The sequence below is a fragment of the Nonomuraea sp. GTA35 genome (assembly GCF_041950525.1).
In the GTDB taxonomy this organism is placed as follows: domain Bacteria; phylum Actinomycetota; class Actinomycetes; order Streptosporangiales; family Streptosporangiaceae; genus Nonomuraea.
Genome location: NZ_JBGNUV010000002.1, coordinates 541,926 through 568,390, shown reverse-complemented (window position 1 = coordinate 568,390; position 26,465 = coordinate 541,926). Strand labels below are relative to the sequence as shown.

23 protein-coding genes are annotated in these 26,465 nt (G+C 72.2%); 13 read left to right on the top strand and 10 right to left on the bottom strand.

The genetic code is table 11. The features are described 5' to 3' along the window. Positions 1 to 190: 190 nt before the first annotated feature. Together ACBJ32_RS09295 and ACBJ32_RS09290 are read left to right on the top strand one after the other, a co-directional pair. Positions 191 to 1,531: a hypothetical protein gene (locus tag ACBJ32_RS09295; protein ID WP_375126374.1), complete on the top strand. Its 1,341-nt coding sequence runs from the start codon at positions 191 to 193 to the stop codon at positions 1,529 to 1,531. 54 nt (positions 1,532 to 1,585) lie between these two features. Continuing rightward, a complete protein-coding gene (locus ACBJ32_RS09290; RefSeq protein WP_375126373.1) occupies positions 1,586 to 2,782 on the top strand; it encodes a cytochrome P450 in 1,197 nt (398 codons plus the stop codon). 65 nt (positions 2,783 to 2,847) lie between these two features. On the opposite strand, the gene ACBJ32_RS09285 is transcribed toward ACBJ32_RS09290, so the two are convergent. Both ACBJ32_RS09285 and ACBJ32_RS09280 read right to left on the bottom strand, forming a co-directional pair. Further along, a complete protein-coding gene (locus ACBJ32_RS09285) occupies positions 2,848 to 4,695 on the bottom strand; it encodes an LCP family protein (protein ID WP_375126372.1) in 1,848 nt (615 codons plus the stop codon). 134 nt (positions 4,696 to 4,829) lie between these two features. Further along, positions 4,830 to 5,888, bottom strand: coding sequence for a neutral zinc metallopeptidase (locus ACBJ32_RS09280; RefSeq protein WP_375126371.1), 1,059 nt, complete (start codon positions 5,886 to 5,888; stop codon positions 4,830 to 4,832). 538 nt (positions 5,889 to 6,426) lie between these two features. On the opposite strand from ACBJ32_RS09280, the gene ACBJ32_RS09275 reads away from it, so the two are divergent. Beyond that, complete coding sequence (locus tag ACBJ32_RS09275) at positions 6,427 to 7,296, top strand: LysR family transcriptional regulator (RefSeq protein ID WP_357866790.1); 870 nt, start codon at positions 6,427 to 6,429, stop codon at positions 7,294 to 7,296. Between the two features lie 448 nt (positions 7,297 to 7,744). Here the strand turns inward: ACBJ32_RS09275 and ACBJ32_RS09270 are convergent, their stop codons facing one another. Both ACBJ32_RS09270 and ACBJ32_RS09265 read right to left on the bottom strand, forming a co-directional pair. After that, entirely contained in the window at positions 7,745 to 9,091 is a 1,347-nt protein-coding gene (locus tag ACBJ32_RS09270; protein ID WP_375126370.1) for a sensor histidine kinase, read from the bottom strand. Continuing rightward, positions 9,084 to 9,758 carry a response regulator transcription factor gene (locus ACBJ32_RS09265; RefSeq protein WP_357866796.1) on the bottom strand — a complete coding sequence of 225 codons (675 nt, stop codon included), beginning with the start codon at positions 9,756 to 9,758 and terminating at the stop codon, positions 9,084 to 9,086. The genes ACBJ32_RS09270 and ACBJ32_RS09265 overlap by 8 nt, the downstream gene beginning before the upstream one ends. Before the next feature lie 127 nt (positions 9,759 to 9,885). Here ACBJ32_RS09265 and ACBJ32_RS09260 point away from each other — a divergent pair, with 127 nt between their 5' ends. Genes ACBJ32_RS09260 through ACBJ32_RS09250 form a run of 3 tightly spaced genes read left to right on the top strand, consistent with a single transcriptional unit; the run spans position 9,886 to position 13,011 of the window. Further along, entirely contained in the window at positions 9,886 to 11,064 is a 1,179-nt protein-coding gene (locus tag ACBJ32_RS09260; protein WP_375126369.1) for an outer membrane lipoprotein carrier protein LolA, read from the top strand. Further along, the gene (locus tag ACBJ32_RS09255; protein WP_375126368.1) at positions 11,061 to 12,047 is read left to right on the top strand and encodes an ATP-binding cassette domain-containing protein; all 987 of its coding nucleotides are present in this window, start codon (positions 11,061 to 11,063) and stop codon (positions 12,045 to 12,047) included. The genes ACBJ32_RS09260 and ACBJ32_RS09255 overlap by 4 nt, the downstream gene beginning before the upstream one ends. Continuing rightward, positions 12,034 to 13,011 (top strand): ABC transporter permease, encoded by a 978-nt coding sequence (locus tag ACBJ32_RS09250; protein WP_375126367.1) that lies wholly within the window; start codon positions 12,034 to 12,036, stop codon positions 13,009 to 13,011. Before ACBJ32_RS09255 ends, ACBJ32_RS09250 begins: the two co-directional genes overlap by 14 nt. A 67-nt stretch (positions 13,012 to 13,078) precedes the next feature. Here ACBJ32_RS09250 and ACBJ32_RS09245 read toward each other — a convergent pair whose 3' ends face one another. Together ACBJ32_RS09245 and ACBJ32_RS09240 are read right to left on the bottom strand one after the other, a co-directional pair. Further along, positions 13,079 to 13,798: a YcnI family protein gene (locus tag ACBJ32_RS09245; protein ID WP_375126366.1), complete on the bottom strand. Its 720-nt coding sequence runs from the start codon at positions 13,796 to 13,798 to the stop codon at positions 13,079 to 13,081. Positions 13,799 to 13,845: 47 nt separating this feature from the next. Next, on the bottom strand, positions 13,846 to 14,385 hold the full coding sequence (locus ACBJ32_RS09240) for an MFS transporter (RefSeq protein WP_375126365.1): 540 nt from the start codon (positions 14,383 to 14,385) through the stop codon (positions 13,846 to 13,848). Positions 14,386 to 14,514: 129 nt separating this feature from the next. On the opposite strand from ACBJ32_RS09240, the gene ACBJ32_RS09235 reads away from it, so the two are divergent. The 3 genes from ACBJ32_RS09235 (at position 14,515) to ACBJ32_RS09225 (ending at position 16,691) form a co-directional block, all read left to right on the top strand. After that, the gene (locus tag ACBJ32_RS09235; protein ID WP_375126364.1) at positions 14,515 to 14,988 is read left to right on the top strand and encodes a hypothetical protein; all 474 of its coding nucleotides are present in this window, start codon (positions 14,515 to 14,517) and stop codon (positions 14,986 to 14,988) included. 142 nt (positions 14,989 to 15,130) lie between these two features. Continuing rightward, a complete protein-coding gene (locus ACBJ32_RS09230; RefSeq protein ID WP_375126363.1) occupies positions 15,131 to 15,721 on the top strand; it encodes an RNA polymerase sigma factor in 591 nt (196 codons plus the stop codon). Beyond that, the gene (locus tag ACBJ32_RS09225) at positions 15,714 to 16,691 is read left to right on the top strand and encodes a CU044_5270 family protein (RefSeq protein WP_375126362.1); all 978 of its coding nucleotides are present in this window, start codon (positions 15,714 to 15,716) and stop codon (positions 16,689 to 16,691) included. Before ACBJ32_RS09230 ends, ACBJ32_RS09225 begins: the two co-directional genes overlap by 8 nt. A gap of 21 nt (positions 16,692 to 16,712) precedes the next feature. Here the strand turns inward: ACBJ32_RS09225 and ACBJ32_RS09220 are convergent, their stop codons facing one another. From ACBJ32_RS09220 to ACBJ32_RS09210, 3 genes are read right to left on the bottom strand one after another with little or no spacing between them, the layout of a single operon-like run. Continuing rightward, entirely contained in the window at positions 16,713 to 17,459 is a 747-nt protein-coding gene (locus ACBJ32_RS09220; RefSeq protein ID WP_375126361.1) for an ATP-binding cassette domain-containing protein, read from the bottom strand. A gap of 5 nt (positions 17,460 to 17,464) precedes the next feature. After that, positions 17,465 to 18,253 carry an ABC transporter permease gene (locus ACBJ32_RS09215; RefSeq protein ID WP_375126360.1) on the bottom strand — a complete coding sequence of 263 codons (789 nt, stop codon included), beginning with the start codon at positions 18,251 to 18,253 and terminating at the stop codon, positions 17,465 to 17,467. Next, positions 18,246 to 19,070, bottom strand: coding sequence for an ABC transporter permease (locus tag ACBJ32_RS09210; protein WP_375126359.1), 825 nt, complete (start codon positions 19,068 to 19,070; stop codon positions 18,246 to 18,248). Before ACBJ32_RS09210 ends, ACBJ32_RS09215 begins: the two co-directional genes overlap by 8 nt. Before the next feature lie 200 nt (positions 19,071 to 19,270). Here ACBJ32_RS09210 and ACBJ32_RS09205 point away from each other — a divergent pair, with 200 nt between their 5' ends. The 3 genes from ACBJ32_RS09205 (at position 19,271) to ACBJ32_RS09195 (ending at position 22,947) form a co-directional block, all read left to right on the top strand. Next, complete coding sequence (locus tag ACBJ32_RS09205; RefSeq protein ID WP_357866829.1) at positions 19,271 to 20,248, top strand: alpha/beta hydrolase; 978 nt, start codon at positions 19,271 to 19,273, stop codon at positions 20,246 to 20,248. A 91-nt stretch (positions 20,249 to 20,339) separates the two neighbouring features. Next, positions 20,340 to 21,176, top strand: a complete 837-nt coding sequence (locus ACBJ32_RS09200; protein WP_375126358.1) for a siderophore-interacting protein — start codon at positions 20,340 to 20,342, stop codon at positions 21,174 to 21,176. Between the two features lie 184 nt (positions 21,177 to 21,360). Then, positions 21,361 to 22,947, top strand: a complete 1,587-nt coding sequence (locus tag ACBJ32_RS09195) for a serine/threonine-protein kinase (protein WP_375126357.1) — start codon at positions 21,361 to 21,363, stop codon at positions 22,945 to 22,947. A gap of 501 nt (positions 22,948 to 23,448) precedes the next feature. Here the strand turns inward: ACBJ32_RS09195 and aceA are convergent. Further along, complete coding sequence (gene aceA / locus ACBJ32_RS09190; protein WP_357866836.1) at positions 23,449 to 24,735, bottom strand: isocitrate lyase; 1,287 nt, start codon at positions 24,733 to 24,735, stop codon at positions 23,449 to 23,451. Positions 24,736 to 24,991: 256 nt separating this feature from the next. Between aceA and ACBJ32_RS09185 the strand changes: the two genes are divergently transcribed. Continuing rightward, on the top strand, positions 24,992 to 26,464 hold the full coding sequence (locus tag ACBJ32_RS09185) for a helix-turn-helix domain-containing protein (protein ID WP_375126356.1): 1,473 nt from the start codon (positions 24,992 to 24,994) through the stop codon (positions 26,462 to 26,464). The last annotated feature ends 1 nt before the right edge of the window (position 26,465 follow it).

Genomic DNA, 26,465 nt, shown 5'->3' with positions numbered 1-26,465 from the left:
TTGACCGATGGTCAGGTGAACGGTTTCCGGGACGGGTTGATTTGTCGGAGACCGCGAGGTGAGGTAGAGATACCAGCCATGCCTTGATCGCGATGATCGTTCATCCGCGAAAAGCGAAAATTCATCTTCTCGAAACGGAGGTAAGAGATCGGGGGTGACGTCCGGTAAACCCACGAGCAAAGGTGTAATCATGGCGACACAAGGGGCAGCAAGGATAGACGTCGAGCTCGCCCTGCGGCAGGAGTCCGACCCGGTGCCCGCCGGTCGTGCCGAGCAGATCGCCGCGGTGCTCCCGAAGGGAGTCCTGTTCGCGGCCTCGGCGCCGCCGCCCGCAGAGCAGGTGCGGGTGCCGCAGATGGAGTGGACCCTCACCTCCGCCTGGCCCTACCAGGGCCGCACCGCCACCGGCGGCGCCGCCGTCCACTACGCGGCCGGTCACGAGCGCCTCGTCCGGCCGATGATCCTGGCCGACGGCTTCGGCTACGGGCCCAGCGACGTGCGGGGCCTGTGGCACCATCTCAACACGCCCTACCCGCCCCACCAGCAACGCCTCCTGGACCAGCTCCTCGCCCAGGGCATCGACGTCGTCCTGCTCGGCTTCGGCGCCCGGCACACGCACATCCAGGCCAACGCCGGCGTGGCCGCCACCTGCATCCGCCGCGCCATCAGCGAGCGGGCCGGCAACGCGCCGCTGATCGTCGGCGGCCTCGGCATGGGCGGGCTCGTCACCCGCTACGCGCTGGCCGAGATGGAGAACCGCGGCGAGGACCACCAGACCGCGACCTACCTGTCCTACGACTCGCCGCACAACGGCGCCTGGATCCCGCTGATACTCCAGCAGCTCGCGTACTTCGCCCAGAGCCTCTCCCCGGCGGAACCCGGCCAGGCGGCCCTGATCGCCAGCCCCGCCGCCCAGCAGCTCCTGTGGGCGTGGGTCGAGAGCGGCCGCTACTCGGGGCCCGTGGCGACCTCCAGCCCGCTGCGCACCGAGTTCCTGGCGGACCTGCGCCGCGTCGGCTGGTTCCCGGTCCGGCCGCGCAAGCTCGGCGTGGCCAACGGGGCCGCCGACGGCACCGGCAGGAACGTGCCACCCGACCACCTCGTGTTCGAGTGGAGCGCGCTGGGCGGCCTCGTCGGCGCCACCGTGCGCACCCAGCCGGAGCGCGGCGTCAACCGGCACGTCGGCGGCATGCGCGCGGTGCCGATGTGGGCCAGCAAGAGCTACACCAGCGACGTCGGCGCGTTCGACGGCGTGCCGGGCGGCACGCTGCCCCTGTACGGCGTGCTCGCCGACAAGCTGGGCGCGCCGATCGCGAACCGGTACAGATCCACCTGCTTCGTGCCCACGGTGAGCGCCGTCGCCCTCCAGTACGACCCGCTGGAGTGGCCGGTCGACCTCTACACCGACATCGCGTCCCTGTCGCCCGAGCAGAGCCAGCTCGACGACTACCAGTGCGACTCGCACAACTCCGAGCACGGCGAGGTGACAGGCGTGCTCGCCGACTGGATCCTGGGACAACTCGGCAAGTAGGAGCGGCGCGGCGGGCCCGCCGCCCGCCGCCCGTCCTCCCTGGAGCCTTCACGCATGCTGAACGAGATGTTGCCCGGTTACGACGGGCTGGTGGCCGACCCGTACCCGGCCTACGCCGACCTGCGGGCCTGCGGCGCCCCCCGCCTGGTGACCATGCGCAGCGGCCTGTACGGCTGGCTCGTGACCCGCTACGACGACGCCCGCGCCGCGCTCGCCGACCCGCGGCTGAGCAAGGACCCGCGCCACGCACCCGCCGACTGGCAGGAGGCGGGGCGCGGGCGGCCGCTGGAGGACCGGTCGGGGCTGGGCACGCACCTGCTCACCACCGACCCGCCCGAGCACACCCGGCTGCGCCGCGTGGTGTCGGGGTTCTTCACGCCGCGCAGGCTGGCGCGGCTGCGGCCGGGGATCGAGTCCGCCGCCCACGCGCTCGCCGCCGGGCTGTCGCCCGGGGCCGACCTGGTGGGCGACTTCGCCTCGCCGCTGCAGTCCGGGGTGATCTGCGACGTGCTCGGGGTGCCCGCGGCCGACCGTACGGACTTCCAGCGCTGGACGGCGGCCGTGGTGTCGTCGGAGCCGGGGGAGCCGGACGCCAGGCCCGCCGCGCTGCGGGCGCTGGGCGCGTACGTGGGCGACCTGGTCGAGGCCAAGCGGCGGGCGCCGGGGGACGACGTGATCAGCGCCATGATCGCGGCGGCCGAGGACGGGGACCGGCTGAGCGGGGACGAGCTGCTTTCGATGATCTTCCTGCTGCTCGTGGCCGGGTACGAGACGACGGTGGGGCTCGTGGGGCTGGGCGCGTACACGCTGCTGCGGCACCCCGGCGCGCTGGAGCTGCTGCGCGCCCGGCCCGAGCTGATCGAGCCGGCCGTGGAGGAGCTGCTGCGCCACGACAGCCCGGTGGAGCTGGCCACGTGGCGGTTCACCCTGGAGCCGGTGGAGATCGGCGGGGTCGTGCTGCCGGCCGGGCAGCCTCTCCTGGTGGCGCTGGCCGCGGCCAACCGCGACCCCCTCCGCTTCTCCGACCCCGACCTGCCCGACCTCACCCGGCAGGACAACGCCCACCTGAGCTTCGGTCACGGGCCGCACTACTGCCTGGGGGCGCTGCTGGCGCGCCTCGTCGGGCGCGCGGCCCTGGCGGAGGTCGTCCGGTTGCCGGGGCTCGCACTGGCCGTGCCGGTCGAGCGGTTGCGGTGGCGCGCCAGCCTCACGGTGCGGGGGCCGCGCGAGCTGCCCGTGACGTTCGGCTAGCCGCCCGACGTTCGGCCGGCCGCCCGGCTGTCCGGCCGGACGGCGGCTCAGCCGGACGGCCGGGATCAGAGGCCGCAGAGCTCGTCCAGGGACTGGGCCCCCGCCTTCTGGGTGTTGCGGGTGGGCGTCTGCGTGGGCGTGGCCGTGCGGGGCTTGGCGGGGGTGGAGCCGGTGACGCTGGGGGAGGCGCTCACGTTGGCCGTCTGGGCGCGGCGGGCGGGCCGGAGCGAGTCGTTGATCGCCTTCCTCGTCGCCACACGGATCTTCGCCCAGTCGGGGCGGCCCGAGTAGAACTCCGGCGGCACGAACTGCAGGCTGGTGATCTTGGCGTCCTTGACCTTGACCGCCAGCTCCACCAGCGGCTGCAACAGGCTCTCGGGGATGTTGGTCTGCGCCAGCCGCTTGGCCGCGCCGGCGATCTTCTCGAACCTGCTGAGAATCACCGTAGGGGTCGCCTGCTGGGCGAAGGCGCCGATGACGCAGCGCTGGCGGGACATGCGGGAGAAGTCGTCGCTGCCGACGCGGGAACGGCCGTACCACAGGGCCTGCTCGCCGGTCAGCTTCCGGTAACCCGCCTTGATGGTGCCGGCGGTGCCGTAGAGGCCGCCCCACTTGACGTCCTGCTCCACCTTGATCTTGAGGCCGCCGATGGCGTCCACGAGGTCGGCGAAGCCGTACATGTTCATCAGCATGTAGTAGTCGATCTTCAAGCCGAGCGTGTGACCGATGGCGTCCATCAGGGCTCGCGGGCCCCTGTTCTTGCCGCCCATGAGCTGCGGGTTGTCGTTGGCGTACTGCCAGACCTCGTTGAGCAGGCCGCCGTTGGGCAGCTCGGCCATGAACCCGTTCGGGAACTGCTTGTGCAGCGGTGAGGAGGCGGGGAAGCGCACGTGCTGCATGTTGCGCGGCAGGCTGAACAGCACGGTGGCGCCGGTCTTGAGGTCGACGCTGGCCACGTTCATGCTGTCGGTGCGCACGCCGGTCCTGTTGCCGGCCGCGTCGCCGCCGATCAGCAGGAAGTTGACGCGGTCCTTGCCGTTCCACGGGTCTTCGGGGTTGGTGGTCGCCTGCGGATTGTCGGGGTCGGGGACGGAGGGGAAGATCGACTTGATCGCGTCGCGGGCGGTCACGACGTAGTTGGCGGTGAGGGCGAACGGCGACATGACCGCCACGCACAGCACGCCCACCACGATGCCGGTGATGATCTGGCCCTGCTGGTCGAGCCTGTTCGGGCCGAGCGCCACGTACGAGGTCGTCAGTACCGCGAACCACGCCAGCGCGAGCACCGAGGCGATGACGACCACCAGCATCATGTTGCTGCTGTTGGCCAGCCAGGACGCGTTCGCCAGGTCCCCCGCCACGCTCAGGCCCATGGCCAGCACGATGAGCAGCAGCACCGCGTACACGCTGATCAGCGCCAGCCCGGTACGGCGGTGCCCGGCCCGCAGGTGAGCGGCGCCGGGCACGATGGCGGACAGGGCCGTCCAGCCGAGCACGGAGGCGGGGGTCAGCGGTCTGGCGAAGCGCGGCGCGCCCGAGCCGGAACGGGATTTGCCGGGGCGGGAGGCGGCGGACGGCTTGCCCGGCTTGCCGGGCTTGCCCGGGCGGGAGGCGGCGGGGGGCTTGCCGGACTTACCGGACGTGGAGGGCTTGCCGGGCTTGTCGGACGTGCCGGGGCCGGAAGGGCGGCGGGCGGACCCGGCGACGAGCTTTCCGGGGGCGGATCCGGAGGGCGCCTTCGGGGCGGGGGTGCCCGCCGCGTCAGGAGCCGGCTTGCCGGTCCCCCCGGTCGCCGCGGCGCCGTTCGCGTCCGAGGCAGGCTTGCCGTTCGTGCCCGAATTCGGGCGCGATCGTCGCGTGGGGCGCCGTTTCCTGCCTTCCGGCGTGGTGTCTACCCCATCGCGATTGCTCACACCTGGCTCCTTACACGCCTACCAGGCAAAACCCTCGTTTTGCCCCCCGATCGGCACAAGATTGCCAGGATTCTAGTCCCCATACCTGGACATCAGAGACATGTGCCCAAGCTGAGATGAACGCCACGGGTCCATCAGGAGACCGTCGAGGACGGCGCCAGCCACGTGTTGCACTGGTACGCCTGGTTCCTCTCCCACCCCTGCCGGAACCACCGGCCGCTGTTCACCGGCTTGCCGTGGTCGCGCGGGTAACCCGGATGGTCGCCCACCTGGCTGAAGAACCAGAACAGCCGGCTGCGGTTGGCCGTGTTCACCGGGTACGTCGCCGCGACCGACCGCATCCACATGGCGCCGAAGCAGTTGGCCTGCAGCTCCAGCCGCCGGCTGAGCGCCAGCTTGCCGCTCCGGCTGGTGGAGTCGAGCGTCGCGGACCACCAGGAGTTCATCAGGCCCGTGAGGTTCTGGACGTGGTGGCCGTACTCGTGGGCCATCATGCCGATGATGCCGCCGTGCCAGGTGATGATCTGGCCGTAGCCGGCGGCGTTGCCGCGGCCCCTGGCCATGGCCGAGGTGGACGCGTAGATGGTGTTGTTCTGCGGGCAGTAGTACGGCACCGTGCTGCCCGGCGACGGGTAGTCGCCGCAGGCGCCCCGGCCGCTCCCGGCCGCGATGGCGTACCTGGGCGGGCTGAACCTGAAGCCCTGCTTCTCCAGCACCGGCTTCCAGGCCCGGTCCATGCACCTGCCGGTCTTGATGATCAGCGACTTGAGCTGGCTGTGGCTGAAGATGCTGGCGTTGCCGGCCGGGCAGCTCAGCCTGGGCAGGACGCCCGCCCGGTAGACGCTGTTGTTCTTCAGGCTCGTGTTGACCGTCACCTGGGCGGGCGGCGTGACGGTGGTCGACGGCTCGTCGTCCTGGCTCCGGGCCGGCGTGGGCTGCTCGCTGCGCGACGGGGCGGGGTCCGGGTCGTCGTCCTCGGTGGCCCTGAAGGACGGCTCGGCGGACGGCTCGTACGTCGGGATCGCCACCGGCGTCGAGGTGTCCGAGCTGGACGAGGCGGACAGCATCACCGCCCCGATGACGATCAGCACGAACAGCGCCGCCAGCGAGCCGAAGACGGCGCCGAGTACCCCGAGGACCCCCATCCCCGACTTCCTGCGCTGCGGCGGCCGGTGCCACTGCTGCGGAGGCATGGGCGGCGGCGGTGGTGGTGGCGGCGGTGGTGGCTGCTGCCGGTACGGTTGCTGCTGTCCGTACGGCGGCTGTCCATAGGACGGCTGCCCGTACGGCGGCTGCCCGTACGGCTGTTGCGGGTAAGGCTGCCCCTGCGGGAGCGTCGGCTGCTGCTGGTAAGGGTTTCCCTGCGGCGGTGGCGGAGGAGGCGGGGGCGGCGGCTGGGGCGGCTGCGGGTACGCGCCCCCCTGCGGCTGCGGCTGGCGGTATCCGGGCGGCGGCCACGGCAACGAGGGGGGCCGCTGGGGCTGCCCTGGCCCTTGTGGCGGGGGTGGATATTGCCCGTTCCCTGTCACCGTGTCTCCCCGTTTGCCCCGTCGTCCGGAATGCAGGCATTTGCCGTGCGACTTGTCGGACCCTTGCCAAATTTGGGGCAAAAGCATACTGATTTATCACCCGTCACGGATGTAGCAGTGCTCGGTCACAGTCCGAAATCATTCGAGGTGATCTCCGCTATCTCCCGGTCCGGGCGGCGGGCGTTGTCCTAGCTTCTGATGCATGAATCTCCAGCAGCTCCGCTATGTGGTCGCGACTGCGGAGCACCGCACCATGACCGACGCGGCCAGGTCGCTCTACATCGCGCAGCCTGCGCTGTCCCGCGCGATCCGCGATCTCGAGCGCGAGCTCGGCATGACGTTGTTCGCCCGTTCCGGACGCGGGGTGGTCGTCACCGCGCAGGGACGCCGGGTGGTCAAGCTGGCGAGGGAGGCACTCGACGCGGTTCGCGAGATCGAGGGCCTGGCCAACCAGACCATCCCCACCGACGCGGAGCTCCGCATCGCGTCCACCCCCAGCCTCGAACCCGGCCTCGCGGGGCGGCTGCTGCCCGCCTACACGGCCGAGCATCCAGGCGTACGCGTGCACATCGTGCGCTGCGACGGCAGAGACGGCGTCGTCAGCGCCATCAGGGACCAGCGGGCCGACCTCGGCCTCACGGACCTGCCCGTGCCCACGGACCTCATCACCCACCCCCTCGAACGCCAGGAGATCGTCCTGATCTCCCCGCCCGGGCTCGACCTGCCCAACCCGGTGCCGATGGGCAAGCTGCACGGCATGCGCCTGGCGCTGCCCGCCCGCGGCAGCATGCGGCGCAGGGAGCTCGACGCGATGTTCGGCAAGTACGCGGTCACCCCGGTGGTCGTGCTCGAGACCGACGAACGCAACGGCTGGCTCAACGCCGTCCGCGCGGGGCAGGCGTCGCTGCTGTGGTACCGCGGCATGGCCGAGCAGGCCGGGCGCGCGGGCCTGGTGGTGCGCTCGCTCGAACCCGCGGTGCGTCGCGTCATCGCCGTCGTGCACGCCCGCCGCCGCCTGCCGCTGATCGCCCAGGACTTCCTGGCCACCGCGGAGAAGGGAACCGCCGCCTGACGACTCCTTTGGGAACGATCCATTTCCCGTCTCGCGTGACCTGACGGGGCACGCGACAGCAGCAGCCACGTGGGGCCCGGCATCGGCGCCGCGCCCCTGATGGCCTCCGGGAACCCGAACGGCCACCACGAATAGGACGGCCTCCGGAACCGATGGCCGCGAAGTGACCGGCGGCCGCCGGAGAACCCCACCGTCAGCCCGTGATCGGCACCACCTCCCCGGACCCCCGCCGGCGTGCCCCTGCCGGACCCGCAGCACGCGCCGTCCGGCCCGGCCGCCACACCTGTGGGCGTGAACCGGCCCTGCCCGGCGGCTCGCCCGGTGCCGGCCGCCCCACACGTGCTGTACGCATGCCCCGTGCGTAACACGGCAGGCACCCGGTGACCAGGGCCCCTGGCCGCCACATGACAGGAATGGTCTGACGCGCCGCCCGGGGGTGCGGACGGGGTCAGCCGGTCACGGGGAGCCGGACGACGGCGCGCAGGCCCGGGTCCGCGCCCTCCAGGACCACCGTGCCCCCGTGCGCCCGCACGGTCTCGCGCACGATGGCCAGCCCCAGCCCCGCGCCGCCCTCGTCCCGGCTGCGGCCGGAGTCGAGCCGGGTGAAGCGGTTGAAGACGCGCTCGCGATCCTGCGGGGGAATGCCGGGCCCGTCGTCGGTGACGGTCAGCACGCCGTCGGCGGTCAGCGCCACCTCGACCTTGGAGGCCGTGTGGCGGACCGCGTTGTCCATCAGGTTCGTCAGCACCCGGCTCAGGTCGAGCGCGTCGCCCCGGACCACGACCGGGTCGCACACGGTCAGCCGCGCCTCGGCGTAGCGGTCCACCGTCTGCCGCACCACCTCGTCGAGGTCGACCGGCTCGCGCCGGGCGGGCACGCCGCCGCGCTCGTCCAGCCTGGCCAGCGCGAGCAGGTCCTCGGCCAGCCGGGACAGCCGCATCGTGTCCTCCAGCACGCCCTCGGCCGTCTCCTGCCAGTCCTGCCCGTCGGGATGCCCGAGCGCCACCTCCAGCTGCAGCCGGATGCTGGCCAGCGGGCTGCGCAGCTCGTGCGCGGCGTCGGAGACGAGCGCGCGCTGGCGCTGCTCGGCCTCCTCCAGCCGGGCCAGCATGTCGTTGAGCGTGGTGGCCAGGGAGTGCACCTCGTCCCGCGACTGCGGCACCGGCAGCCGCCGCGACCTGGCGGTGTGCGTGATGTCCGCCGCGCCCCTGCGCAGCGCCGCGATGGGCCGCAGCGTACGGCCGATCATCAGCCAGCTCGCCACCGCCAGCAGCACCACCAGCGCCGGCGTGCCGACCAGCAGCACCCGCCCGGCCGTGACCAGGCTGGTCTGGATCTCGCTGATGGGGCGGGCAGCCACCACCGTCTGCCCGTGGTCCGCGCTGAGCACGACGACCCGCAGGAACCCCGGGATCGCGTACGGCCGCCCGTCCAGCAGCGTCGCCTGCCCGCTCTCCAGCACCCGCGCCCTGGCCCGGGCGTCCAGCATCGGCACCAGCCGGTCGGCGCCGTAGGTGACGTGCGTGATCCGCCCCTGCGCGTCGATGACCTGCACGATCGTGCCGTCGTGCGTGGTGATCGGGCTGGTCAGCGTGCCCGCGTCGGCCGCCACCCGCACCGCCTGGGCCTGCGCCCTGGTGGAGTCGTCCACGGTGTCCATCAGGGCCCGCTCCAGCACGGTCACCAGCACCGTGGCCGACAGGGCCAGCGCCAGCGCGAGCACCGCCGCGGCCGCCACCGTGAGCCGGAAACGCAGCCCCTGCCGCCGCCACCAGACCAGCGGCGAGTCAGCCACCGTCGCCCGCCAGCCGGTAGCCGGCGCCGCGCACGGTCTGCAGGGCGTTCCTGCCGAACGGGGCGTCGATCTTGCGGCGCAGGTAGCCGACGTACACCTCGACCACGTTCGGGTCGGTGTCGAAGGTGTCCCACACGTGCTCCAGGATCTCCGACTTCGACACCACCTCGTCCCGCCGCCGCATCAGGTACTCCAGCAGCGCGAACTCCCGGGGCGTCAGCTCGACCGGGCTCTGCCCGCGCTCCACCCTGCGCCGGGCCGGGTCCAGCGACAGGTCGCCGGCCACCAGCACCGACGGCCGCCGCCCCGCGTCGCGCCGCATCAGCGCCCGCAGCCTGGCGACCAGCACCACGTACGAGAACGGCTTGGTCAGGTAGTCGTCGGCCCCCAGGTCGAGCCCGTCGGCCATGTCGTACTCGCCGTCCTTGGCCGAGAGCATCAGGATCGGCACCCAGTTCTCCTCGGCCCGCAGCTGCTTGCACACGTTGTAGCCGGACAGCCGGGGCAGCATGATGTCGAGCACCACGACGTCGTAGTCGCCCTGCCTGGCGGCGTGCAGCCCCTCCTCGCCGTCGTGCGCGAGATCCACGGCGAACCCCTCCGCCTGCAGCCCGCGCTGCAGCGCGGCCGCCATCCGCCGCTCGTCCTCGACGACAAGTACTCTCATACGGCAATTCTCCCGTCCCCGCGCTGAGACAACGCTGAGAAGCCTGAGAGCCATCTCAGATTGTCTCAGGGTTGCCACAGGAAGGATGACGCAGGCTCTGGGCATCGACATACCGTTAAGGAGTGAGATGCGCAGAGGCACGTTCGTGAGGTGGGGAGTGCCGATCGCGGCAGCGGCCGTGATCGGAGCCGCGATCGGCGCCGGCCCCGTCATAGCCGCGGTCAGCGGCGACCCCGTGCTGCCCGAGCGTTCGGCCGAGCAACTGCTCGCCGACGCCGTGGCGGCCACCAGCAAGGAGGGCGGCATCCCGCCGATGTCCGGCACCGTGCAGCAGACGGCCTCGCTCGGCCTGCCGGCGCTGCCGCAGACCGGCTCGGTCTCGCCGCTCAGCCTGCTGTCCGGCTCGCACGAGGTGAAGGTCTGGTACGGCGCGACGGACAAGCTCCGCGTGGCCATGCCGACCCAGCTGAACGAGACCAACCTGATCGTGAACGGCGGCCAGGCCTGGTACTGGGACAGCGCGACCAACACCGCCACCAGGCTGACCATCAAGCAGGGCAGCGGCGGCCCGGCGGCGCACGCCACGCCGCTGCCCCGGGAGACCGAGCTGACGCCGCAGCAGCTCGCCGAGCGGCTGCTGGCCGGCGCCGACGAGCACACCGCGGTCCGGGTGATCAACACGGCGGAGGTGGCGGGCCGCCCGGTCTACCAGCTCGTCCTGGCGCCCAAGGACGAGAGCTCCCTGGTGCAGGAGATCCGGATCGCCCTCGACGGCGAGACGTACGTCCCGCTCCAGGTCCAGGTGTACGCCAAGGGCTCGGCCGAGCCGGCGTACCAGATCGGGTTCACCCAGGTGACGTTCACCCCGCCGGCGGCGGAGAACTTCACCTTCACCCCGCCCGCGGGCGCCAAGGTGGAGGAGCGGACGCTCGGCCTGAACGCCGACGAGACCGCCACCGCGGAGAAGCGCGCCGAGCACGCCAAGGAGGTCGCGGACGACCTGAAGGTCGTCGGCGAGGGCTGGTCGGCCGTCGCGGTCGTGCCGTTCTCCCTGTCGGACCTGGCGAAGGCCCAGCAGGCCGAGACGCCCGAGGGCGGCGAAGGGCGGTTCGGCGACGGCCAGGGCGGCGACCCGAGCGCGCTGGTCGACAACGTGCTCAAGTCCGCCACCCCGGTGAGCGGCACGTGGGGCTCCGGCAAGCTGATCAGGACCAAGCTTGTCACGGCCCTGCTCACCGACGACGGCCGGCTGCTGGTCGGCGCCGTGACGCCGGAGGAGATCACCAAGGCGGCGGGCGTCAGGTGACCACCGTCACGCAGGAAGCGGGGGCGCCCTTCGGGGCGGCCCCGCCCTCCGGGGACACAGGGGAGGACGCCGCCATCCTCACCCGGGGCCTGACCAAGCGATTCAAGGGCGGCCAGGTCGCCGTGGACGCGCTCGACCTGACCGTGCCGCGCGGCTCGGTGTTCGGCTTCCTCGGGCCCAACGGCTCGGGCAAGACCACCACCATCCGCATGCTGCTCGGCCTGGTCGCGCCCACGGAGGGTGCGTACTCCGTGCTCGGGCTGCCGCAGGCGCAGGCCCTGCCCAAGGTGGGGGCGCTGGTCGAGGGGCCGGCCTTCTACCCGTACCTGTCGGGCACGGCCAACCTGATGCGCTTCGACGCGGCCGACCCGACCGCGCACCGCGGCACCGCCAAGCGGCGGATCGCCGACGCGCTCGACCGGGTGGGCCTGTCGGCCGCCGCGGGCAAGCGTTACCGCAACTACTCGCTCGGCATGCGCCAGCGGCTGGCCATCGCGGCCGCGCTGCTGGGGCCGCGCGAGCTGCTCGTGCTCGACGAGCCGACCAACGGGCTCGACCCGCAGGGCACCCGCGAGGTCCGCACGCTGGTCAAGGAGATCGCCGCCGAGGGCACCACGGTGTTCGTCTCCTCGCACCTGCTGGCCGAGGTCGAGCAGATGTGCACGCACGCCGCGATCATGCGTACCGGCAGGCTCGTCGCCCAGGGCACGATCGCCTCGCTCACCGGCGGCCTGATCACCCGCATCAGGGTGGAGACGGCCGACCCTGACGACGCCGCGCGGGTGCTGGCCGGGCTCGGCCTGGCCGACGTGCGCGCCGAGGGCCGCGAGGTCACGGCGGAGCTGGGCGGGCACGCGCCCGAGCAGGTCAACGCCGCGCTCGTGGGGGAGGGCGTGGCCGTACGCGGGCTGGCCGTGGTGCGGCCGAGCCTGGAGGACGTGTTCGTGGGACTGACAGGGGAGGGCTTCGATGTCGACGGATGAGGACCCGGGGGCGGGCGGTGCGCGGACTGCCACGCTCGGGCCGCGGCGCACGCCGGGGCTGGTCCCGGTGACGGAGACCATGCGCACCACCGAACGCCACGAGCCGGAGCCCTCGCCCGCGGCCCCGTCCGAGCCGGTGGCGAGGGCGACGTGGGCGTTCTGGCGGCTGCTCGGCTCGGAGCTGGGCCTGACCTTCCGCCGGCCGCGCAACCTGGTCATGCTGGCCGTGCTGGGTGCCGTGCCGGTCGTGGTCGGGGTCGCGCTGCGCATGTTCGGCTCGTCCGACGACGACATGAGCGGGCTCGTCCAGGACGTGGCGGGCAACAGCCTCATGCTGACGTTCGTCTCGTTCTCGTTCCTGGTGCTGCTGCTGATGCCGGTGGCCGTGAGCGTGGTGGCGGGCGACTCGATCGCGGGGGAGGCCGGGGGCGGCACGCTGCGCTACCTGCTGGCCGCGCCGGCCGGCCGTACCAGGCTGCTGATGATCAAGTACCTCAACGCGGTCGTCTACGCCTACGCGGTGACGGCGGTGGTCGCGCTGTCGGCGCTGGTGACGGGGCTGGTGCTGTTCCCGGCGGGGGACGTGACGCTGCTCTCCGGCACCACGGTGCCGCTGGCCGACGGGCTGCTGCGCATCGCCATCTCGGTCGGGTACGTGGGAGCCGGCATGGCGGCGCTGGCCGCGGTCGCGCTGGCGCTGTCGGTGTTCACCGAGGTGTCCATCGGGGCCATCGCGGGGACCGTGGTGCTGGTCATCGTCTGCCAGGTGCTGCGGGCCATCCCGGAGCTGGGCTCGATCGCGCCGTACCTGCTGCCGACCAGGTTCACGAACTTCGACGCGGTGCTGCGCAGCCCGATCGACGTGGCGGCCCTGCGGGACGGGCTGCTGACGTTCGGGGCGTACATCGTGCTGTTCGGCACGATCGCCTGGGCACGGTTCTCCGGCAAGGACATCACGTCCTGATCCCCGCCACGCCGCCGCCCGTGCCCGGGATCGAGGCACGGCCGGCGGGGCGCACGAGGGGAAGCCGTCAGGCGGACGGGCGGCGGCGCAGGCCCAGGAAGCCGATCACGACGCCGATGACGCCCACCACCAGCCCGGCCCCGCCGAGCAGGCGGGCGGTGCCGTCCGACGACGAGGCGGCCGCCACCGGCGCCACCGACGGGGCGGCCGAGGCGGAGGCGGGTGCGGTGGCGGACATGGTGGCCGTGCCGCCGTCCTCGGCGGCGGGCACCAGCTTGAGCAGCGGCGCCGGGTGCTCGGGCTCCGTGCCGTCGGCCTTCGGGGCCTGCGACCAGTCCACGACCTCGCCCCCGGAGTAGGTCTGCTTGGTCGGGAACATCAGCGAGTCCACCTCGGGCAGCTGCCCCATGGACACCTCGAACTCCTGGAACTCCCCAGGATTGATCTTGCCGCCCTCCCAGACGACCTTGGTGACGGCCTCTTCCACGTCGCCGTACTCGGTCTTGACCGGCGCGGGCAGCTTGCCCTCCGTGACCTTGACCTTCCACCCGGGCACGGGCTTGACGGACACGAAGGCCAGCGGGTGGTCGGTGGGGAAGGAGACCTCGATCTTGGTGGTCGAGGCGTCGTCGCGCTCGTTCGGCACCCGGAACGCGACCTTGGTGAACCCGCCCTGCTCGGCGGTGCCCGGCTGGATGGTGACGTGGGCGAACGCGGGCAGGGCCAGGCCGGCGGTGAGCGCGGTGGCGGCGGCGAGCACGGTCGCCGCGCGGCGTGCGTAGGACATGTCGAAGGCTCCACTTGGGTGATGGGGGAAAAAGGGGTGTCAGACGGTCAGGCGGGAAGTGGAGGACCACGCCTGGCCACGCTGTGCCGGAAACCCGGCTGCGGCGGCACCACCCTGGTGCGGACGACGGGCGCGCCGGGCCGCGACACGGGCGCGGCGGCCGGGCGGAGCAGGACGACGAGACGGCGGCCGATGCGGCGCAGCAGCGACCAGAGCGCGGCCTCGCCGCGCGACAGCCACAGGCCGGTGATCACCGTGGCGGTGAGGTGCGTGAGCAGCATGCCGGCGTTGACGGCCAGGCCGCCCTGGGCGTGCCCGTGCACCGAGACGTAGAAGGTGCCCTCGCCCGCGAACAGCTCGTGCAGCCCGAGCTGCGCGCCGACCAGCATCAGGTTGATCGTGCCCGCCGAGCGCTCCCTGCCGCTCAGCGCCAGCCCCAGCGCGGACACGCCCGCGAGCCCGAGCGCGGCGGCCCATGGCGCGGGAGCGGCGCCGCCACCGAGAACGTGGGCGAGCGCGGCCAGGGTCACGCAGACAGCGGCGAAGGCGGCCGTCCGCGCCAGCCGGAGGGGAAGTCGCGCGCGCATGGGTGTGCTCCATGCTCTCACGGGGCAAGGGAGGATGAGACCTCGAGTCCCAAGCTGGTCAATGCCTGGTCCGAAAATGGCATTTGTCGCTAGGGTCGTGCCGATCGCGCTGACATAGAGGTGAGAACGTTGCGGCACTTAGGTGGTTTGCTGGTCGGCCTGGTGGTGACGGCGGCCGTGCTCGGGGGCGGCGGATGGGCGGTGCAGCAGGCCGTCGGCAATGCCGCGGCGAACCCACCGGACAGCCAGAAGATGTGGATCGCGCTCGGCGCGATGGCCGCGGTAGGACTCGTCGCGGGCCTGGTTACGGCCGGCCGGATCTCCCCGCTGGCGACCTTCGTCCCGTCCATGGTGCTGCTGGCCTGGACGGTCGTGTACGCGCTCGACATGAACCGGGCGCTCTCCTTCATCCCGACCGAGCCCTCGGTCAACCAGATCATCCGCGACGCCGGGTTCGGCGCCAGGACCCTCCTCACGACGGGCGTGTTCGCGCTGCTCGGCGTGGCCCTGTTCATCCCCGTGCTGATGCCCTCGCGGTGGTCGCGCCGCGACGACGAGCTCGACGAGGACTACGAGACCACCCCCGAGGGCAGCTACTACTGACCTTCACGAAGACCTCGGTGCGGCCGTCTCCCCGCGGGGAGGCGGCCTTACCTGTGTGATGCAGGTCACATCGGAAAGCGCGAACTCCTCGCGGTCGTGCGGGCGAAAGCCAGCGAACACACCGTACGGACGGGAGCGACATGTGATCGACGAAGTGCCCGGCGGGCCGGCCGACTCCGAGCTGATCCGGCGGTCCGAGCAGGTCCCCGAGATCTTCGCCGAGCTCTTCGACCGGCACGCGGCCGCCCTGCGGCGCTACGTCGCCAGGCGGCTCGGGGAGTCGTTGGCCGACGACGTCGTCTCCGACGCGTTCCTGGCCGCGTTCCGCCGGCGCCGCCACTACGACACGAGCCATCCCGACGCCCGCCCCTGGCTGTACGGCATCGCCGCCAGGCTCATCCAGCGTCACCGTCGGGTCGAGGTCAGGCTCTACCGGGCCCTGGCCCGCACCGGGGTGGACGAGATCACCGAGCCGTACGCCGACAGGATCGACGACCGCGTCGCGGCGCAGCAGGCGGGCCTGGCCGCGGCGCTGGCGGACCTGCCGGCCGCCGACCGCGAGGTGCTGTTACTCGTGGCCTGGGCGGACATGACGTACGAGGACGTGGCCCTCGCCCTGAACATCCCCATCGGAACCGTCCGATCCCGCCTGCACCGCGCCAGGGCCAGGACCCGCAGGGCGCTCGGCGGAAGCGACCCCACCACGGCACGAGAGGAGTCCCTCGGTGGATGACCTGCGATCCCTGCGCGAGCTGCGTGCCGTGGTGCCGGAGCCGGACGAGGAGTGGACGGCCCAGGGCCGCCGCCGGCTGCTGCGCCGGATGCGCGCGCGCCGGCGCGAATTCGGCCGCGCGCTCCTGCTGGCCGGCGCGCTGGGAACCGCGGCCGCGGTCGCCCTGGTCGTCGTCCGGCCGCAGGCCCCTGCCGAGCCCGCTCCGTCGAGCCGGCCGCGGACCGTCCAGCTCGACCCGGGCACGGTGCTGGCGCGGGCGGCCGACACGGTGGGCAGGCGCAAGGCCGCCGGGGTGCCGCTGCCGACGCAGTGGCAGTACACCAAGGTGCTGGACAAGCAGCCGACCGGCGACACGATCGACACCAGGGAGCGCTGGATTCGCTACGACGGCAAGCAGACCGCCGGCTTCGGCCAGGACGGCAGGCTGTCCATCCGGGACGTCCCGCCCGACCCCGGCGACGACGACCTGTCGCCGCAGCAGTACGACCGCAAGCTGCGCGCGCTGCCCACCGACCCGAAGCGGCTGCTCGCCAAGGTGACCAAGGACCGGCACTGGATCGACTACCCGAGGGAGGAGGGTGTCCCCGTGACCGCGGAACCGGACGCGGACCGCGCCTACCGGGTGATCATGCTCTACCTCGAACGGTACGGCGTCATGCCGCCCGAGTTCGAGGCGGCCCTGTTCGAGGCCCTGGCGCTGATCCCCGGCGTCCGGATCGAGCAGGGCGTCACCGACGCGGCCGGGCGCAGCGGCCTGGGCATCTGGCGCGAGACCGGCGAGGCCGACATCGCCCTGCGCAACTACACCATCCTGGACCCGCAGACCTACCGCTACCTGGGCGAGAGGAACGTCTGGCTGCGTGACGAGTACTTCGGCGACGACAGCGTGCCCGCCGTCCGCAAGGGTGCGGTGTGGGCCACCGCCCTGCTGACCTCGGTCATCGTGGACCGCCCCGGCGAGCGGGGCTGATCCGGCGGCGGCCCGGAGCCGTCAGCGGGCGGTGCCCGTGTAGAGGCGGGTGACCACCTCCTCCAGCGACGACTGGCCGGGGGCCGTGGCCATCAGGTCGTCGAGGGTGCCGTCGAACGCCAGCCGCCCGTGGTCGATCAGCATGACCCGGCGGCACAGGCGCTCGATGTCGCCGAGGTCGTGCGTGGTCAGCAGCACGGTCGTGCCCCGCTCCGCGTTCAGGCGCAGCAGGAAGTCGCGGATGCTGGCCTTGCTGACCACGTCGAGCCCGATCGTCGGCTCGTCGAGCACCAGCACGTCGGGCGCGTGCAGCAGCGCCGCCGCCAGGTCGCCGCGCATGCGCTGGCCGAGGCTGAGCTGCCGCACCGGCGTGCGCAGGAACCCACCCAGGTCCAGGGTCTGCGTCAGCTCGTCGAGCCGGGCGGCGAAGTCGGCGCGGCCGACCCGGTAGAGGTGCCTGATCAGCTCGAAGCTGTCACGCAGCGGCAGGTCCCACCACAGCGTCGTTCGCTGCCCGAACACCACCCCGATGCGCCGCGCCAGCGTCGTGCGGCGGCGCGAGGGGTCCAGCCCCGCCACCCTGACGCTGCCCGAGGTGGGGGTCAGGATGCCGCACAACATCTTGATCGTGGTGGACTTGCCCGCGCCGTTGGGGCCGAGGTAGCCGACGAACTCGCCCGCCGACACCGTGAACGACAGCTCGCGCACGGCGTGCACGACGTTCCTCTTCACCTTGAACGAGCGTCCGGCCCGGTCAAGCTCGATCATTCGCGTCAACTCCCCGTGGATCGGTAGTGCCGGATGCCCTGCCGCCAGACCAGCGCGGCCAGCAGGGCCAGGACCAGCGCGGCGGCCGGTCCGACGAACCGCATGAACTCGGGCGTGCCGAAGGGGTCGGCCCTGCCCAGCACGTACAGGCCGGGCTGCCAGTTGACGAACGCCAGCGGCAGCACGTACGTCACGCCCCTGACCAGGTCGCGGGCGTAGACGCTGAGCGGGTACTGGGTGAGCTGGCTGCTGCCGTAGGTCAGGGTGTTGACCACCTCGGGGGCGTCGGTCAGCACGAACTGCAGCGCGCCGGCGATCGTCCACAGCGAGGCGAAGATGACGATGCCCGTCACCACCATGACGGGGATCATCCAGGCGCGCCGCCCGTCGATGCCGAGCGCGGTGGCGGCGTAGCCGAGCACGAGCCCGGCCTGAAGGATGCGCCCCACGCGGTTGGCCATGAACCGGTCGGCGGCGAGCTGGACCCACGCGCTGACCGGCCTGATCAGGAACGTGTCGAGGGTGCCGGCCTTGATGTGCCCGCTGATCCGGTCGAGGTTGCTGACGAACGTGTCGCAGATGGAGAAGGCCAGGGCGGCCGACCCGTACAGGAACAGCACCTCCTCGCGGGAGAAGCCGGCCAGGGTGGTGGTGTTGGCGAAGACGACCAGGATCACGCCGACGTCGATCGCGGCGATGGCGAAGCCGAGCACGGTCATCATCGCGAACGAGAGCGGGTACGCCGCCGCGGCGCGGGTCCAGGTCCACACCAGCAGGAAGTACGTCCTAACCACCCTGGATCACCACCTTGTGGCGGATCGCCCGGGTGCCGAGCGCGCCCAGGCCGAGCAGGACCACGGCCCAGAGCGCCTGCAGGGCGAGCGTCTCCAGCACCGGGGCGTTGCCGAGGTAGAGGTCGGTGGGCAGTTGCACCATGGCGGCCCAGGGCAGCACCATGACCAGGTCGCCGAACCAGCCGGGGAACAGGTGCAGCGGCACCATCATGCCGCTGAAGAACGTGCTCAGGACCAGCGACAGGACCGCGACACCGCGGTCGTCGAGCAGCCAGCACACCGACAGCGCGACCAGGTAACGCCAGCCGAAGCTGACGACCACCGCGATCGCGAAGCCGATCAGGAACGCCGGCCACTGGCCCGGGCCCGCCGGCACGTGGATGCCGAAGACGGCGGCGCCGAGCAGCATGGGCGGGATGCCGCGCACCAGGAACAGGTAGGCGGCCCTGCCGAGGTCCTCGGCGAGCGTCCACAGCTGCAGCGATGCGGGGCGGACCAGGTCGAGCGCGATGTCGCCGCTGCGGATGCGCTCGGGGATGGCCAGCCCGCCGCCGAAGAGCTGCATCGGCCCGATGAAGGCCTGGGTGACGAAGCAGAAGGTGATGGCGTCGGTGATGTCGTAGCCGGCCAGGCCGGGGCGGGCCTGCCAGAGCGCGATCAGCGTGTACGCGCGCAGGATGCCGAAGACGCTGTTGGTGAACGCTCCGGCGAGCGCGGCCCAGACGTAGGTGGCGTGTTTGCGGAAGCCGTACCGGACGAGCCGGGCATAGAGCGGAAAGGTTTTGCACCTCCAGGGGGTGATGGCACGGTTACGCACCGTGCCCGGACCCGCGCACGGGTCTGGCGATGGGAAACACGGATTATCCGTCGCAGGATCGGCGGGCCGCAACGGGATAAACGGGGCTGGTCCGAGCACCTGCGGATCATCGTGCCGAAATATCCGCGTAAGAGATGAGTTACTTACTGGCCGGTAGGGATTTCGCGGGAGGGGGAAGAAACCTCCTGAGAGGGGGCGGTATGCGAGTCGACAGGGATGTGATCCCGGAGTATCCCTTGAGCTGGCAGGCCCGGGCGCTCACCGGCCTCCTGCGCGGCACCGTGAAACCGGCCTCCAGCCTGCTGATGCGCCATCCGCTGGCCCTGTCCGGAGCCGCCCGGCTCGGCGAGCTGGCCCGGGTGGTCCACGTGCCGCACCCCGAGCACGTCGCGGTCGTCCCGGCGGCCTTCTCCGCGTGCGGCGGGGAGTGGGTGCGCGGCGGGCAGGGGCTCGACGAGCGCAAGGTGGTGCTCTACTTCCACGGCGGGGGCTACTTCTCCTGCTCGCCGCGCACCCACCGGCCCATCACGTGGCGGCTGTCGGCGGTGACCAGGCGGCCGGTCCTCGCGCTGGACTACCGCCAGGGCCCGGTGCACAGGCTGGCCGACTCCCTGGCCGACGCGCTGGACGCCTACGACTGCCTGCTCCGGCGCGGGCACGCGCCCGAGGACGTGATCCTGGCGGGCGACTCGGCGGGCGGTCATCTCACCCTCGCGACCTTGCTGGCGCTGCGCGACAGGGGCCTGCCGCTGCCCGCGGCGGCCATCTGCCTGTCGCCGTGGGCCGACCTCACCGACTTCCCGCGCCGCGCGAACCGCTGGCAGGACCCCATGCTCCCGGCGAGCCGGGTGCGCTGGCTGGCCCGCCGGTGGACCTCGGGCCTGGACCCCTGGGACCCGCTCGTCTCGCCGGTGCACGGCGACTTCGCGGGGCTGCCGCCGCTGATGATCGTGACGGGCTCGACGGAGGTGCTGCGGGACGAGGCCAGGCGGGTGGCGCAGCGGGCGCGGCTGGCGGGGGTGCCGGTCAGGTACGAGGAGTGGCCGCGCATGCCGCACGTCTTCCCGATCCTGGCCGACGTGCTGCCCGAGGCGCGGCTGGCGTTCCGGCACATGTCGCAGTTCCTCCAGGCGGTGGCGGAGATGCCGGAGCCGATGGGGGACTCGGCGGCCGCCTGATCGTTCGCCGGCCCCGTTCGGGGCGATAGGTCTACGGCCGGTCCTGCGGGCAGTATAAGGTTAGGTATGCCTAACTCAGGGGGGCTGTCCTATGGCTGACAAGCGTACGGAACACCACCGGGGGGTCGTCCAGCGCACCGAGCGCCTCTCGCGCAACATGGTCCGCGTGGTCCTGGGCGGGGACGGGCTGGCGGAATTCGCCACCCGGGGACTCACCGACCACTACGTCAAGCTGGTCTTCCCCTGCGAGGGCGTCGAGTACCCGCAGCCGTTCAGCGTGAAGGCCTGCCGCGAGACCCTGCCGCCCGAGGTCTGGCCGAAGCTGCGCACCTACACCGTACGCGCCTGGGACCCCTACACCCGGGAGCTCACCCTCGACTTCGTCGTGCACGGTGACGAGGGCCTGGCCGGCCCGTGGGCGGACCACGCGCGGCCGGGCGACGAGCTGCTCATCCTGGGCCCCGGCGGCGGCTACGCGCCTGACTCCGAGGCGGACTGGCACCTGTTCGTGGGGGACGAGAGCGCGCTGCCGGCCATCGCGGCCTCGCTGGAGGCGCTCCCCGACGCCACCCCCGCCCGCGTGTTCATCGAGGTGGACGCGCCGGAGGACGAGCTGAAGCTGGAGACCGCGGCCGACGCGCGGATCAGGTGGCTGTACCGGGGCGACCGCCCGGTCGGCGAGCGGCTCGTGGCCGCCGTGCGCGAGCTGGACTTCCCCGACGGCGACGTGCACGCGTTCGTGCACGGCGAGGCCGGATTCGTCAAGGAGCTCCGCCACCACCTGCGCCTGGAGCGGGGGATCCCCCTCGACCGGCTGTCCATCTCCGGCTACTGGCGGCTCGGCGTGGACGACGAGGCCTGGCGCCAGGTCAAGCGCGACTGGAACCGTCAGGTCGAGGCCGAGGAGGCCGCCGCAATCGCCTCCTGACGCAAGAATCGCCTGCTTCCCCACCCCTTACTTACCTCGAAGGAATGATCGCCTTCCCTGCGATACCCCTTGTGTAAGACATGCGGAAGCCCGCCCCGGATGCCGCCACAGTGTGCCTTGCCATGACACTGATCAGGAGAGGCGAAACCGGATGGCGCGTGGTGCGAGCGAGCCGCCTCCTGGCGTGCGACCGCTTACGGTGGGGGACCCGGTCATCATCGGCCGATACCTGCTCCTCGGCCGCCTCGGAACGGGCGGGATGGGAGTGGTGTATCTGGCGGAGCACCCTCAGGGGGGCCTCGTCGCGCTGAAGACGCCGCATGCGGTGCATCTCCACGATGCCACGTTACGGGCCCGCTTCGCCGAGGAAGTGGCTTTCTCGCGAAGATTGGTGCCCTTCTGCACGGCGGCGGTCGTCGAGGACGGCACCGACAGGGACCGCCCGTACCTCGTCACCGAGTACATCCCCGGCCCCGCCCTCTCCCAGGTCGTCAGGGCCGGCGGGCCGCTCGCACCCGACCTCGCCTACGGGGTCGCGCTCGGCGTCGCGGCGGCGCTCGTCGCGGTGCACGAGGCCGGGCTGGTGCACCGCGACCTCAAGCCGGGCAACGTGCTGCTGTCCGCGAAGGGCCCGCGCGTCATCGACTTCGGCATCGCCCGCGACGTGGACACGCTCGCCGCGCACACCCAGGCCGGGCAGGTCATGGGCAGCCCCGGATGGGTGGCGCCCGAGCGGCTGACCGGCGGGGCCGCCCTGCCCGCGTCCGACGTCTTCGCCTGGGGCTGCCTGGTGGCCTTCGCCGCCACGGGGCACCACCCGTTCGGGGGCGGGGAGCCCGACGTGCTGACCCGGCGCATCCTGTTCGACCCGCCGCGCGTCGAGCGCGTGCCGGCCCTGCTCAGGTCCGCCGTCTCGGCCGCCCTGGCCAAGGATCCCGCCGACCGGCCCAAGGCCGCCGACCTGCTGCGGGCGCTGCTGGCCGCCGGGGGAGTGGGGGACCCGTGGGAGTTGCGCCAGGCCGTGGAGGAGGTGCTGGGGAAGATCTGGACGCCTGTCCCCTACCCGCCGGGAGGAGGGCTGGTACACCTCGTGCAGGAGCACTCCGCAGAGGACATGGAGCGTTCCGGGACGCGGAGGAGGCGCGGCCGCGCGAAGTCCCAGGCTGGGTCCCAGGCTGGGTCCCGGGCTGGGTCCCGGGCCGGGTCCCGGGCCGGGGCACGGGCGAGGTCGCGGGCTCAGCTCTCGCAGGCCAGCTTCGCGGCGCTGGCCACGGTCTCGATCGCGGCCATCACGGTCATCGCCGCCTCGGGCGGGGACGGCCTGAGCGTGGGCGGCGGCTCGCTGCTGCCGGGCAACCCGCCCGCCGTACGATCCTCGGGCAGCGCCGGCTCGACCGTCCGTCCCACGGCCGTCACCAGCAGGACGCCTCCGGTCCAGCTCGCGACGCGGACGTCGGCGCCGGCGACGCCCACGGTGTTCGTCACGCAGACCAGGACGAAGGGGCCCCTCGTCGTGCTGACGCCCTCCGGCGAGCGGCGCGGCACGTTCCGCCCCACGCAGACCAGCGGCCCCGGCGATCAGGGCGGGGACGGCGGGGAGGTGTGCGCGACCCCGGCGGCCCGCAGGCGCGGCAACGCGGCGGCCAGGCGGGACTGCCCGCAACCGTCGGGCTCGATCAGCACGATCCCGCAGGACGGCCCGGGCGAATCGCCGGACCCGTCCGGCTCGCCCTCCGACACCCCGGCGACGACCGGCACCGCCACCCCCTGAGACTTCCGGGAGGAGGCGGCGCCGGCCCGCCGAGCCGTTCAGCCGGAGCCTAAGGAGCCGCCGGGACACACGAGCGGTCTCGCGCCGGCGGCGGGCCGGGTGGCGACACGGGCAGGGCGGTGCCGGGCGAGGTGGTGGCCAAGGCGCCGGACGCGCTGGTGGCCAGGGTGCCGGGCCAGGCGACGGACAGGGTGCCGAGCGAGGTGTCGCAAGGTGCCTCCTGACACTCACGGTGGTGCTGGTGCCAGTGTGGTGAGGAGGCACGCGAGCGGCTGTGCCGCTGGTCACAGCACTGCTGTGCCCTCGGTGACAGCCGCGCTGTGCCGCCGGTGACACCCCGCGCACGAAAAAGGGCGGGCCGCGCCGGTGCTGGGGGGACCGGCGCGGCCCGCGTTCGCCGGGGGAACCATCCCATGCCCTGGAGGTGGCCGGCGAGCTCAGTGCGGAATCAGTGCGGGATCGGTGCGGATCGGTGCGGATCGGTGCGGGATCAGGGCGGCATCAGTGGCCGAACTGCTCCTCCTCGGTCGACCCCCGCAGCGCGGTCGTCGAGGAGTCGGGCGCGACGGCGGTGCTGACCAGGTCGAAGTAGCCGGTGCCGACCTCGCGCTGGTGCCTCGTCGCGGTGTAACCCCGTGACTCGGCGGCGAACTCGGCCTCCTGCAGCTCGACGTAGGCCGTCATGCCGTCCGCCGCGTACCCCTGGGCCAGGTCGAACATGCCGTAGTTCAGCGAGTGGAATCCGGCGAGGGTGATGAACTGGAACTTGTACCCCATGTGCCCCAGCTCCCGCTGGAACTTGGCGATGGTGGAGTCGTCCAGGTGCTTCTTCCAGTTGAACGACGGCGAGCAGTTGTAGGCCAGCATCTGGTCCGGGTACTCGGCCTTGATCGCCTCGGCGAACGCGCGGGCCACGTCCAGGTCGGGCGTGCCGGTCTCCATCCAGAGCAGGTCGGAGTACGGCGCGTACGCCAGGCCGCGCGCCACGCACGCCTCCAGCCCGTTCCTGACCCGGTAGAAGCCCTCGGAGGTGCGGTCGCCGGTGGTGAAGACCTGGTCGCGCGGGTCCACGTCGCTGGTCAGGAGCGTCGCGGCCTGGGCGTCGGTCCGCGCGACGATCAGCGAGGGGACGCCGGCGACGTCCGCGGCGAGGCGGGCGGCGTTGAGCGTCTTGATGTGCTGGCCGGTCGGGATCAGCACCTTGCCGCCCAGGTGGCCGCACTTCTTCTCGGAGGCGAGCTGGTCCTCCCAGTGCACGCCCGCGGCGCCGGCCGCGATCATGCCCTTCATCAGCTCGAACGCGTTGAGCACGCCGCCGAAGCCGGCCTCGGCGTCCGCCACGATGGGCGCCAGCCAGTACGGGGCGTCATCGTCGCCCTCCGACCAGGTGATCTGGTCGGCGCGCAGCAGCGCGTTGTTGATGCGGCGCACGACGGCAGGCACGGAGTTGGCCGGGTACAGGCTCTGGTCCGGGTACGTCTGCCCGCCCAGGTTCGCGTCCGCGGCCACCTGCCAGCCGGACAGGTAGATGGCCTTCAGGCCGGCCTTCACCTGCTGCACCGCCTGGTTGCCGGTGAGCGCGCCGAGGCTGTTGACGTAGTCCTCGGTGTGCAGGAGCTGCCACAGCCGCTCGGCGCCGAGCCGGGCCAGCGTGTGCTCCTCCTGGACGCTGCCGCGCAACCTGATCACGTCTTCGGCGCTGTACGTGCGCTCGATGCCCGCCCAGCGAGGGTCGTTGTCCCATTCGTCCTGCAGCTGCTCGGCAGCTCCCTTGAGGCGATCGATCATTGTTCACTCCTTTGTCGTCCCCTGGGGCTCACGCCGAGTCTCTGCCCTGGCGAGCACGCCAAACAGCCCGAAGAGCGGAGAAGAATCGCGAATCTTCTGCTTACGTGCATTACTCGTGCGTATTCAGTGGTGAAGAAATCGCAAGTTTTACCGTTGGCCTAGACCAATCGAGTGCCGGGAACGCCCGGCGCGACGCCGGCAACCGTGACGCCGGGAAGGCTAGAAAATGGGCCGAATTTCTGTCTAAGATTCCGACATGGCCTCCTTGCTGGGCGAAGAACCGCTGTCTTTGACGCAGGAGCTTGATCTGATCGCGTTTGGCCAGCGCCTGCGCCACCTGCGCAAACAGCGCGGCCTGACGCTGTCCGACCTCGGCTCGCGCGTCGGCAGGGCGCCCAGCCAGCTCTCCCTGCTCGAGAACGGCAAGCGCGAGCCCAAGCTCTCCCTGCTCAAGTCGCTGGCGGCCGCCCTGGGCGTCCCGGTCGAGGAGCTGCTGCGCCGCCAGCCGCCCAACCGCCGCGCGCAACTGGAGATCGCGCTGGAGGAGGCCCAGCGCGACCCCGTCTACGCCGGGCTCGGCCTGCCCCGGCTGAAGGTCTCCGCCCGCGTGCCGAACGACGTGCTGGAGCACCTCCTCGGCCTGTACGGCGAGCTGCGCGCCCGCCAGGCCCGCGGCACCGCCACCCCCGAGGAGGCCAGGGCCGCCAACGCCGAGCTGCGGCGCAGGCAGCGGGAGGTGGGCAACTACTTCCCCGACATCGAGAAGGCCGCCGCCCAGGCGCTGGAGGCGGTCGGCTACCGCACGGGCGCCCTGTCGCAGAGCACCATCCAGGGCCTGGTCACGCACTTCGGCTACACCGTGCACACCGCGCAGGACCTGCCGCGCTCCGTGCGCTCCATCACCGACCTGCGCAACCGCCGCATCTACGTCAAGCACGAGCAGCTCGGCATGCACACTCCGCGCACGATCCTGCTCCAGACGCTCGGGCACCTCGCGCTCGGCCACGACAAGCCCCGCGACTTCGCCGACTTCCTGCGCCAGCGCACCGAGGCCAACTACTTCGCCGCCGCCGTGCTCGTCCCCGAGAAGGCCGCCGCGCTCTACCTCCAGGAGGCCAAGTCCGACCGGGCGCTGTCGGTCGAGGACCTGCGCGACGTGTTCGCGGTGTCGTACGAGATGGCCGCCCACCGCTTCACCAACCTCGCCACCCACCACCTCGGCCTGGTCTGCCACTTCGTGCGCAACGACGCCGGCGGCACCATCTACAAGGCCTACGAGAACGACGGCATCGTCTTCCCCGCCGACGAGCAGGGCGCGATCGAGGGGCAGCGGATGTGCCTGCAGTGGTCGGGGCGGCAGGTGTTCGCCTCGCCCGACCGGTTCTCGGTGTACTACCAGTACTCCGACTCGCCCACCGGCACGTACTTCTGCGTGGCGCACGTCGATCCGTCGCGCGAGCGGGACTTCGCGATCACGCTGGGGGTGCCGTACAAGGAGTCGCGCTGGTTCAGGGGCCGCGAGACCACCCACCGCACCAAGTCCAGCTGCCCGAACGGCGACTGCTGCCGCCGGCCGCCCGCCGAGCTGGCCGAGCGCTGGGAGGGGTACGCCTGGCCGTCGGCCCGCGCCAACTCCCACGTGCTGGCCGCGCTGCCGCCGGGCTCGTTCCCCGGCGTGGACGAGGCCGACGTCTACACCTTCCTGGAGCGGCACGCGGCCGCCACCTGAG

What these genes read in the sequence shown, in the direction of transcription:
- ACBJ32_RS09295 (WP_375126374.1), top strand. Translation starts at nt 191, where the DNA reads ATGGCGACACAAGGGGCAGCAAGGATAGACGTCGAGCTCGCCCTGCGG.
- ACBJ32_RS09290 (WP_375126373.1), top strand. Translation starts at nt 1,586, where the DNA reads ATGCTGAACGAGATGTTGCCCGGTTACGACGGGCTGGTGGCCGACCCG.
- ACBJ32_RS09280 (WP_375126371.1), bottom strand. Translation starts at nt 5,888, where the DNA reads ATGCCTCCGCAGCAGTGGCACCGGCCGCCGCAGCGCAGGAAGTCGGGG.
- ACBJ32_RS09275 (WP_357866790.1), top strand. Translation starts at nt 6,427, where the DNA reads ATGAATCTCCAGCAGCTCCGCTATGTGGTCGCGACTGCGGAGCACCGC.
- ACBJ32_RS09265 (WP_357866796.1), bottom strand. Translation starts at nt 9,758, where the DNA reads ATGAGAGTACTTGTCGTCGAGGACGAGCGGCGGATGGCGGCCGCGCTG.
- ACBJ32_RS09260 (WP_375126369.1), top strand. Translation starts at nt 9,886, where the DNA reads ATGCGCAGAGGCACGTTCGTGAGGTGGGGAGTGCCGATCGCGGCAGCG.
- ACBJ32_RS09250 (WP_375126367.1), top strand. Translation starts at nt 12,034, where the DNA reads ATGTCGACGGATGAGGACCCGGGGGCGGGCGGTGCGCGGACTGCCACG.
- ACBJ32_RS09245 (WP_375126366.1), bottom strand. Translation starts at nt 13,798, where the DNA reads ATGTCCTACGCACGCCGCGCGGCGACCGTGCTCGCCGCCGCCACCGCG.
- ACBJ32_RS09240 (WP_375126365.1), bottom strand. Translation starts at nt 14,385, where the DNA reads ATGCGCGCGCGACTTCCCCTCCGGCTGGCGCGGACGGCCGCCTTCGCC.
- ACBJ32_RS09220 (WP_375126361.1), bottom strand. Translation starts at nt 17,459, where the DNA reads ATGATCGAGCTTGACCGGGCCGGACGCTCGTTCAAGGTGAAGAGGAAC.
- ACBJ32_RS09205 (WP_357866829.1), top strand. Translation starts at nt 19,271, where the DNA reads ATGCGAGTCGACAGGGATGTGATCCCGGAGTATCCCTTGAGCTGGCAG.
- ACBJ32_RS09200 (WP_375126358.1), top strand. Translation starts at nt 20,340, where the DNA reads ATGGCTGACAAGCGTACGGAACACCACCGGGGGGTCGTCCAGCGCACC.
- aceA (WP_357866836.1), bottom strand. Translation starts at nt 24,735, where the DNA reads ATGATCGATCGCCTCAAGGGAGCTGCCGAGCAGCTGCAGGACGAATGG.
- ACBJ32_RS09185 (WP_375126356.1), top strand. Translation starts at nt 24,992, where the DNA reads ATGGCCTCCTTGCTGGGCGAAGAACCGCTGTCTTTGACGCAGGAGCTT.